General features: G+C 33.7%; 6 protein-coding genes. 5 read left to right on the forward strand and 1 reads right to left on the reverse strand.

Translation table 11 applies throughout. The features are described 5' to 3' along the window. Nucleotides 1-63 precede the first annotated feature (63 nt). From FC091_RS04425 to FC091_RS04440, 4 genes are all read left to right on the forward strand, one after another. A complete protein-coding gene (locus FC091_RS04425) occupies nucleotides 64-3,342 on the forward strand; it encodes a SusC/RagA family TonB-linked outer membrane protein (protein WP_138433051.1) in 3,279 nt (1,092 codons plus the stop codon). Nucleotides 3,343-3,353: 11 nt separating this feature from the next. Further along, on the forward strand, nucleotides 3,354-4,850 hold the full coding sequence (locus tag FC091_RS04430) for a RagB/SusD family nutrient uptake outer membrane protein (RefSeq protein ID WP_138433052.1): 1,497 nt from the start codon (nucleotides 3,354-3,356) through the stop codon (nucleotides 4,848-4,850). Between the two features lie 18 nt (nucleotides 4,851-4,868). Further along, entirely contained in the window at nucleotides 4,869-5,612 is a 744-nt protein-coding gene (locus tag FC091_RS04435; RefSeq protein WP_212745826.1) for a hypothetical protein, read from the forward strand. A 116-nt stretch (nucleotides 5,613-5,728) separates the two neighbouring features. Beyond that, nucleotides 5,729-7,699, forward strand: coding sequence for a S8 family serine peptidase (locus FC091_RS04440; RefSeq protein ID WP_171032454.1), 1,971 nt, complete (start codon nucleotides 5,729-5,731; stop codon nucleotides 7,697-7,699). A 126-nt stretch (nucleotides 7,700-7,825) separates the two neighbouring features. Here FC091_RS04440 and FC091_RS04445 read toward each other — a convergent pair whose 3' ends face one another. Further along, entirely contained in the window at nucleotides 7,826-8,533 is a 708-nt protein-coding gene (locus FC091_RS04445; RefSeq protein ID WP_138433054.1) for a DUF4369 domain-containing protein, read from the reverse strand. Nucleotides 8,534-8,799: 266 nt separating this feature from the next. Between FC091_RS04445 and FC091_RS04450 the strand changes: the two genes are divergently transcribed. Further along, complete coding sequence (locus tag FC091_RS04450) at nucleotides 8,800-10,785, forward strand: putative porin (protein WP_138433055.1); 1,986 nt, start codon at nucleotides 8,800-8,802, stop codon at nucleotides 10,783-10,785. Nucleotides 10,786-10,970 lie beyond the last annotated feature (185 nt).

The raw sequence follows: 10,970 nt of genomic DNA on the forward strand, positions 1-10,970 counted from the left end.
ACGCTTGTTTATTTAATATTTAATTAAGATGTTTGCAACTAGACTAACTCAAATAATTGTTTTATGAAATTAAAGTTAACATGGTTATTAACGCTTTTTATGGCGTTCGTGATGCAATTTTCTTTTGCACAAGAAAAAATGGTCACAGGTACAGTTACTACAGAATCGGATGGTTTACCCCTTCCGGGAGCTAGTGTAATTGTAAAGGGTACAACAAAAGGTGCTCAAACGGATTTTGATGGTAAATATACTATTGGAGTCAACTCAGGAGATGTTTTAGTTATATCTTACGTTGGTATGGAGCCTGTTGAGGTAACGATAGGCGCATCTAATGTGTATGATGTTGTTCTGAAAGAAGGTAACACTCTTGATGAAGTTGTAGTTATTGGTTACGGTACAACAACAAAACAATCATTTGCTGGTACCGCTAGTGTGGTGAAAACAGAAAATATTGAAACCAAAAATTATTCTAATGTAACGCAGTCATTAGCGGGTGAGGCAGCAGGTGTAACAGTTATTAATACATCGGGTCAGCCAGGTACAACTTCAACTGTACGTATTAGAGGTTTTGCTTCGGTTAATGGAAACAGATCTCCACTCTATGTAATAGATGGTGTGCCTATTTTTAGCGCAACAAGTTTAAATGCCATAAACCCAAGTGATATTAAAAGTACTACAATATTAAAGGATGCAACTGCAACAGCCATTTATGGGTCAAGAGGTGCTAATGGAGTAGTATTAATTACTACTAAATCTGGTAGTGCTAATGAGTCTTACATAGAGGTAGATGTTAGAACAGGTATAAATACACAGGCTATTCCTAGATACGATGTGGTTAGATCTCCTGAAGAAGCTATAGGTTATGTGTGGGAAGGTTTGTACGGTAGAGCAATTGCTGACGGTGTTGCAGATCCTGTTGGTGTCGCAAACGCAAATTTATTCTCACCTAATGTTGTGGATCCTGGCTATAACATGTGGAATGTAAACAATGTTGGGGAACTTATTGATCCTGCTACAAGAACTGTGAGAAATGGTGTAACAAGACGTTATACGCCACAACGTTACGAAGACGCTGCTATCAGTGATTCTTACAGAACTCAAGTTGATTTTAGAATGGGTGGTGGTAACGAAGACACAAGATATTTCATCTCTGGTGGTTATTTAGATCAAGACGGTGTAGCTATTAATACAAATTATACAAGATATACAAGTAGATTAAACGTTACGTCTAAAGTTAAGGAGTGGCTATCTGTTACTTCCAATTTAGGTTATGCTTATTCGAAAAGTTTAAACAATGGTCAAACAGATGGTGCTGAAAATCTTTTTGAGTTTGCAGATAAGATGCAACCGTTCTTCCCTGTCTTTCTAAGAGATAATAATTATCAGTTAGTGCCAGATCCAATTTTTGGTGGAAATCAATACGATTATGGTACGCCATCAGGATTTAGATCAAGACCTAATGCGGATTTATTAAACCCTATTGGTTCAGCTCTTTTTGATTTCAATGGTTCTGAAAGACATGAATTCAACGGTAGTTTTAAAGCAGACTTTAAAATTACTGATAACTTGAAGTTTGAAACATCATTTGGTGCTCAGTATTTCAACGATGTATTCAAATCTGCTGGTAACCAATTTTATGGTGTAGCCGTAGGTAATGGTGGTGATCTATTTATAAGAGATACTGAAAGATTCAACTATAACTTCTTGCAACTTTTACGATATAACAACCAATTTGGTGATCATAATGTAGAAGTATTAGCCGCGCATGAAACTAACGATTACCGTCAATCTCAAGAAACTGTTTTCAAAGGGGGTTCTGTTATACCAGGTATTTATGAGCTAGATAATTATGTAAATAATCTTTCATTACCAACAGGTTTTGCTAGAGAGCGTACATTAGAGTCGTATTTCGGACAAGCTAATTACAACTTTAGAAATACATATTTCTTTACGGCTTCGTTTAGACGTGATGGTTCCTCAAGATTTGCTGATCCAGCAAATAGATGGGATAATTTTGGTTCTGTTGGTGTGGCTTGGGTTTTATCTAATGAAGGTTTTCTTTCAGATAGTAATTTAATTTCATTCTTAAAGCTTAAAGCATCTTACGGTATTGCTGGTGATGAAGCAGGTGTTTCTTTTTACACTGGTGAAAACACTTTTGAAGCGCAAAACTTAAATGGTAGTATATCTATAGCACCAGATGATTTAAGAGAGCCTGTTACTTGGGAGATTTCAAAAACATGGCAAGTAGGTTTAGAAGCTACATTAGGTAATTTCTTAGATGTTAATATAGACTACTTTGTTAAGGATACAGATAACCTATTCTTTGATCAGGCAGTGTCGTTATCAGCTGCTCCAATTGGTGGTGGTACTATTCTAGTTAACGACGGTGTTTTAAGAAACTATGGTTTAGAATTTGATTTTACAGGTCATATTGTAAAAACCGAAGATTTTAAATTAGATCTTAATGTAAATGGTGCGATGTATGATAATGAAATGAGAGAGATGCCAATAGATGTGCAGACCGGAGAACCAGCTGTTTGGCAGCAAGAATTTGCTAGATATGGTTTAGCGGAAGGTCGCTCAATTTTTGACTTCTTTATGAGAGAATGGGCTGGTGTAGATCCTTCCGATGGTGCACCAATGTGGTATGTCTATTATGATGATGTAAATGGTAATGGTGTACTAGACTTAGGCGAAGGTGTTGGTCAAAATGCTACTACAGGAGCATTTGATGGTAATACAAACCTTGCAATATACAGAGACGCCAACCCTGATGCTAACTTAAGAAGAACAACCACTAAGCAATATGCAGAAGCTACAAGTAAGTTTGTTGATAAATCAAGTATACCAGATGTTTCAGGTGCATTCAGATTAAGCGCTAATTATAAGAATTGGAATTTATCTACTCAATTTACTTATTCATTAGGTGGATGGGCTTATGATGCACAATATGCAGAATTAATGCAAGATAGATTTGGTGCTGCAGGTAATAACTATCATACTGATATCAGAAATCGTTGGCAACAACCTGGTGACATCACCAATGTGCCAAGACTTGCAGATGGTTTAGATCAGCAGAGTATTTCTACATCTACAAGATTTTTAACAAGATCTGATTTCTTAGCATTAAATAATGTAGTTCTTGGGTATACTTTTCCTAAGAGTAGTTTAGATAATATGGGTATAGACTTAGTTAATCTTTTTGTATCTGGGGATAATTTATTTATCTTTAGTAAAAGAGATGGTTTTAACCCAACAACGAGTGAAACAGGTAATACAGGTAGAGGTCTTTATGCACCTTTAACAACTATTACTTTTGGCGTTAAAGTTAAATTTTAAAAAAAAGCGATATGAAAAAAAATGTAATTTATTTATTATGTCTTACGACACTCTTTTTTATGGGGTGTGAAGAAGAATTTTTGGACAAAGATCCACAGGGTGATTTCATAACTCAAAGTCAGTTATCAGATGCGGCAGCTCTTAATCCTGGCCTTATTGACGGTACCTTACAAGGTGTTTACTCAACAATGATTTCTACTCAAACAGGAGGTACTACAGGACATGATGACTTTGGTCACAAAGCCTATGATTTGTTTTCTGACTTTTTGTCGTCAGATATGGCGTTATCAGTTAGTACTTATGGATGGTACCGTGCAAGTATAACAGAAATGCAGTGTACAGAAGATTTTACCTTTGCTGACAACAGACAAGTGTGGCAGCATTATTATACAATCATTAGGGCTGCTAATACAGTAATTGCAACTCTAGGTGGCAATGATGCTGAACCAGAATTAGATGCTAACAAACACATACTTGGACAAGCATTCGCTCTAAGAGCTCACTCTTACTTCTATCTGACTCAGTATTTCTCTAATGATTACGACCCAAGTGCAGAAATATTACCTTTGTACTTAGAAGCTACAAATATTGGTCAAGCTAAGGAAGCTACCTCAGTGATTTATGCTCAGATGGAATTAGATTTAAACAGAGCCATCGATTTACTTTCTACGTTTAATCGTCCCTCTAAGTCTGCTGTAAATGCACCTGTTGCTAAAGCTATTTTAGCATATGTTATTGCTTCTACTAGAGATACATCTAGATTACCAGAAGTTGTTTCTTTATGTAACGATGTTATAGCGGAAAGTGGTGCTTCAGTAATGAGTTCTTCTGAAGTCTTAGGTGGTTTTAATAATGTCTCTACTCCAGGATGGATCTGGGGATTTGATTTAACTAATGAAATAGGTTTAAATCTTGTCTCTTGGTGGGGTCAAGTTGACGCATTTTCATATAGCTACGCTTGGGCTGGAGATTATAAAGTTATTGATCAGTCTTTATTTGATGCTATACCAGCTAATGATGTAAGAAAAGCTCAATTTTTCGATAGTCCAGCTAATCCTAGACATTTACAGCCGTTTTTCAAATTTTATTCAGATCAAAGTAACGGAAATTATGGGGGAGCACCTCAGGTAACAACTTCTGATTATGTTTTCATGAGAATCGCTGAAATGCACTTACTAAAAGCAGAGTCTTTAGCAAAAATGGGACAAGACGGGCCAGCTAGAACTGCTTTAAGTGATTTGTTGACTCAGCGTTTACCAGACGTAACTTATTTAAATTCACTATCTGGTGAAGATTTATTAGACGAAATTCATTTACAAACTCGTATAGAGTTATGGGGTGAGGGTAAAGCTTATTTGGCTATGAAGAGAAATCAAAGATGTGTTACACGTGGTAGCAATCATTTATCTTTTGTTGGAGAAACAATCTGCCCAGATGAAGAGCGTTTTACTTTTGAAATTCCTGAACGTGAAATACAGTTTAATGTTTTAATTAACGAGCAGAACTAACTTTTTAATCCAATTTTTATGAAAAAACTTTCAATTTATACTTTACTCACTCTATTCATCGCTACTTTCTATAATTGCGAAGAACAAGAGTTAGCATCAGAATTCAACTATGTGACTTTTGAAAGCGGTCCTACAAAGTTTGATGTTGTAAAAGACGCTACTTCAGATAGAGACATTAGTGTATATTCAGCAAATAAAACTGGTTCTGATCGTACATTTATGATCCAGGTAGACCAAAGTTCTACATTATTAGCTAATTATACTGTGCCTAGTTCTGTTACGATTCCAGCAAATTCTAACGAAGGGACATTTTCCATATCAGTTACTGATGATGATAATCTAGGTTTTGTGACTCAGGAACTAATTCTAGATTTTGTCGATGAATCTGGAGTTAATTTGAGCGATCCACTTATTATAGAAGTAACAGAAGAGTGCTTGGATACAATAGTATCGTTAAGCCTAACATTTGATGACTGGGCTGAAGAGTGTACTTGGGAAATTTATGATTTAGCAGATACTTCTAGTCCAATTTTCTCAGGCGGAAACGGCGGTGAATATGATGCTCTAGATAATACCACATTTGGTTTGGATTTCTGTCTAGCATCTGGAAGTTATGGAATCGTAGTATATGATTCTTATGGTGATGGTGGAACTACTTTTGAAGTTACATCTTTGGGATCTACTTTGGCGTCGGGAGCTGTTCCTGGTGGCAATCCTGCTAATGTTCCTACTCAAACTTCATCAACATTCACAATTAACTAAAATTTTAATTAAAAATTAATGTAAAGCTACCTAATATATATTAGGTAGCTTTTTTTATCTATGATTTCATTCAAAATATCTTTATATTGCATAAAAAATTAAAAAAAATGATGAAAATGAGAAATTTTTTACTTTGCATAACTCTGTTATATGCATTTTGTACTTATGCGCAAACTGTAAATGGCAATATGTCAGAAGGAAATAGAGAGTTACTAGAACAGCTGAACGAACAGGAAAATTTAAGGATACAAAGAGTAAATTACTTTTTAGCAAATAACCCTAATGTAAAGGCCACGCCAATAAATGATGGGATAACGCTCATGCATATTCATGATGTTGTTAATGGCAAACCAATCTATAGATCTACTGATAATTTGGCAGCCGCAAGAGCAACAAAAACTGTTGAATTATGGACTGGAGGTAGCTTGGGTCTTGACTTAGATGGATCAGGAATGACTATAGGTGTTTGGGATGGTGGTCCTGCCCAAGATACACACCCTGAATTTGATAACTCCTCAGGAACAGAATCTAGAGTGGCTATAATTGATAATGACATCGTTGATGGCGATACAGGTTTTAGTTCTCATGGAACTCATGTTACTGGTACCATTTCTGCTAATGGAACCAACGTAATTGCAAAAGGAATGGCCTCAGGTGTTAATGTAAAGTCATATAATTGGACAAGTGATGAATCAGAAATGGTTGCAGCCGTAAATGACCTCACTAATCCTATTATTATTTCTAATCACTCTTATGGCGTTCCTATTGATCAGGGAGGTGGGAACCAATTAGATGCTTCATTTATTGGAGCTTATACACAAAGCGCAAGAAACATTGATCTTATTGTAAGAAACAACCCTCAATATTTACCTGTTTTTTCAGCAGGTAACTCGGGTCAAGTAAGTTATCCTGGAGGAATGTTGTCTGGTTATGACAAATTAACTACTGATAAAAATGCTAAAAACAGTCTTGTAGTCGCTAATGCTAACCCTTCTGCTACTGAGCAGCCTCTCTTTAGTGGTAGCTATGAATTAACCAGTCTGTTCATCAATTCAAGTAGTAGTCAAGGTCCAACAGACGATTTAAGAATTAAGCCGGATATAGCTGCTGATGGCACAAATTTATTGTCTACTACACCAAATAATACTTATTCCACTTTTTCAGGAACTTCAATGGCATCACCCAATACTGCTGGCACCCTTGTGTTATTGCAGCAATATTATAACCAATTAAACAGTAGTTTTATGAATGCATCTACATTAAAAGGTTTAGTTTGTCATACTTCTATCGATGACAATTTAACTGTAGGGCCTGATCCGATTTTTGGATGGGGATTTTTAAATGCCAGAGATGCTGTTCAGACCATAGAAGATGCGCATAACTCACAATCAGTACTAGATGAGTTGAGTTTAAATCAGGGTGATACTTATACTTTCACATTTTCAGCAGAAGCTGGTGAAAAACTATCAGCAACTATATGTTGGACAGATATGCCAGGTGTAGTTTCTAACGGAACTGTTAATGATCCTACCCCAAGACTTGTCAATGACCTAGACTTAAGAGTTTCAGATGGAACTACTACATATTTCCCATGGAAACTCGATTTTTCCGGAAGTGCATTTTCTAATTCTAAGGCTGATAATACTGTTGATAATATTGAAAGAGTTGACATAGATGCACCAGTTAGTGGAATGTATACATTAACAGTGACTCATAAAGGAACATTACAAGGTAGTACTGGTGGCCCTTTCGATCCACAGTCCCAAGACTTCTCTTTGATAATAACTGGAAATAATCTTACCTTAAGTTTAAATGAGAATGATTTGAATAGAAAGCTAACATTATTTCCTAATCCTTCTAACGGTGAGTTTACAGTAAGTTTTGAGTCAAATAGTAATAACTCAAACAACGATGTTAAGATTGAGGTTTATGATTTACAAGGTAGATTAGTACATGATCAGATATTTAGAAACGAATCATTATTGTTTAATGAAACGATTACTTTAGATGATGCTAAGTCGGGTGTTTACATGGTTAATATTTTCGAAGGTGGTAGAACCAGTTCACATAAGTTAATAATAAATTAAAACTTGCCTTTTACCTCAGAAGAAATTAGTAATAAAAAACGTCCTTTCTAAATTTAGAAAGGACGTTTTTTATTTAACAGAACCCAAATCTATAAGAAACTTAAGTTTACGCTCAAAGAAGGTTAATTATAGTTTTGAACCTTCACGAACTGAAATTAAAGAATCTAATTTTTTCTTAACAATGATTCCTTTTGGCGTGTTTTTTAAGTCATCCGATAAATTCTCAAACGCTTTATAATAGCCGTTTAGATCAACCTTTAGTTTATTAGTTTCTAGATTAATTAGATTAAGGCTAAAATAACTAGTTGGATTTCTTTTAATAAATATAAGTGGGTAATCTTGCATTGCTAAACTCGACTTTTCAAGTAATTTGTGAAGCGAATCTTTTTTTTGCTCATTCGAAAGTCCATACTTCCTGTAAGCCAAAACAATATTGTTACTCTCTTGTCTTATAGAGTCCATACCGGCTTGAAAGCGTAAAAAATCTTCGTTAGATTTAGATCCCGAAACCTGAGATAAATAAATATTGTTAATATTAAGATCAATTTTTATATCACTATCTTCAAGCATGAAGATTAATTGCCCTCGAGAATTAGAAGTAGATAGAAAATGAATTGTAGGTTCACTTATATTGCCTGTAATATTAAATTTCCCCTTCGTTACAATAGCCGTGTCAATTATTAGTTCTCTTCCGTCTTTATTTAAAGTTTTTAAATAAATAGTAGAACCATCTACTAATCCTGTTGCAGAACCTTTAATCTTGTAACCATCTTTGTCATTAGTACAAGAATATAATGCTAGAATAAAGAAAATGAAAATTAATAGTTGTCTCATAATTATTTTAATTAGTTAGAATTGAATATTATTTGGATAACATAATTTACTTTGTACAAAAATATCATTGTTTAACTTATTTACCATCTTAACAAAGTATATTATGACAAATAAGCTTAGATAACTTATTAGATAGTTTTTCTTCAATATTACTTCAGAGTAATAACTAATAAGAAAACGAAATTGTATTTTAGCCAAAAATTACAAGAAACAATCCTTGTTCTGCAATTAAGACAATAAATAAAATTATACCTTGTTATTAGTATATGCTCAAGCCATTGCACAAAAATATCTTAATACTTCTTTTATTTGGTTTTATAACTCAATGTCTTTCAGCTCAAAGAAAGTTAAATAGAGCTACTGCAACAGTAAATAATGGTTTTTTTAATAATAATGATTCAAGTGCAGTTAAAAGGTCACGAGGATTCAAAAATATTGCTTCTATTGACATGTATTTGCAGTACAACACCGAAGTAGATACCTCTATAGTTGACACCACTTTGACCATAAAAAAGGATTATAAATTTAATTATTTACAGAGAGACAACTTTGGGTTAATGCCTTTTGCCAATATAGGTCAGACTTACAATTCTTTAAGTATTAATTATATAAGTGATGAAACCAAGCCCTTATTTGGTGCCAGAGCAAGACATTTTAATTATTTAGAAAATGACGACACTAAGTATTATGAAGTGCCAACACCGTGGACAAGACTGACATATAAGACAGCTTTTGAACAAGGGCAGATGTTAGATGCTTTTTTCGCTGTAAACCTTTCGAGACAGTTTAACTTTTCAATAGCATATAAAGGTTTGAGGTCATTGGGTAATTACCAAAATGCATTAACCAGTACAGGTAATTTTAGGGTAACCTCAAATTACAATACAAAAAATAATCGGTACAAAGCTAAGGGACATATTGTAATGCAAGATTTTCTTAATCAAGAGAATGGAGGAATTAAGGATGAAGATTTAGAAAATTTCACATCTGGTGATGAAGAGTTTTTAGATAGGTCAGTTTTTGATATGAATTTCGAAGATGCAGAAAGTATTTTAAAAGGAAAAAGATTTTTCTTAAGTCACTCTTACGACATTGTAAATAAAAAAGACTCAATTAATAACAATAGACTAACGATCGTAAACGAGGTTTTCTTTGAAGACAAATATTTTCAATACTATCAAGATTCACCTTCAAGTGATTATTTTGGTGACTCTTTTACAAGTAGAATTAATGATAAAGTTAAACTCGAAGACTTTAGAACAAAAGTTTATGCTGAATTCATAAATAATATTTTAGGGGAAATTACATTTGGAATAAATTATACCAATATCAACTATGGATATAATAGCGTAGTTTTATTCCCTGAGGAATTAATACCAAATAGAATAAAGGCTGATTATTTAGGATTAGATGCATCATATAAAAAGACCATCAAGTCAATTCATTTACAGGGTAAAGCAAGTTTAAATCTGTCTGATGAGTTTGCAGGTAGTTATATTGATGCAGAACTTGGACTAAAACTTAATGATGACATTAATATTTCTGGTGGGATTAATATTAGTTCTAAATTACCAAACTATAACTATTTATTATATCAAAGTGATTATACTAACTATAATTGGTATAATTTCAATCAATTTAATAACATCAATACTCAACAGTTAAGGTTTAATATTAAGTCCCAAAAGTTTTTTAATGCATCTTTAGATATTTCAAACATTGAAAATTATACATATTTCAATTTAGATGAAATCAATGAAGATGGCGTAAGGCTTATCAGTCCGCAACAGTTAAATAGTTCATTACAATATTTAAGGTTAAAGGTTCAGAGAGAATTTAGAGTTGGTAACTTTGCTTTAGACAACACAATTATGTATCAGAATGTTTTAAGTGATGCAGAAGTATTAAACGTACCTACACTAATTTCTAGAAATACGCTTTACTATTCAAACCATATTTTTAAGAAAGCCATGCAACTCCAAACAGGGGTAACATTCAATTATTTTACAGAATACAACATGAATGGGTATGATCCTGTCTTAGCAGAATTCTATACTCAGAATTCAACTAAGATTGGTGGTTTTCCAAGATTAGACTTTTTTATTAATGCAAAAGTGAGGCAAACTCGTATTTTCTTTAAAGCAGAACATTTCAATTCCTCATTTACAGGTTATGATTATTTCTCAGCTCCTAATCACCCTTATAGGGACTTTACCATTCGTTTTGGTTTGGTATGGGACTTTTTCTTATAAAGTTTTAGATTTATTTTTAGATTACATATTTGTATTTCAGTCTATTGACTTGCCTTGTTAAAAATTTCTTCAATAAAAGTTTAAAAAGAATTTGGTGGTAATGAAAAGGGTTTTATATTTGCAGCCCCTAAACGGACACAATGTGGCAGGTTTGGGTAAGTTCATTCACACAAAGCGGCATTAAA

Source organism: Winogradskyella algicola (assembly GCF_005869935.1).
Lineage (GTDB): Bacteria > Bacteroidota > Bacteroidia > Flavobacteriales > Flavobacteriaceae > Winogradskyella > Winogradskyella algicola.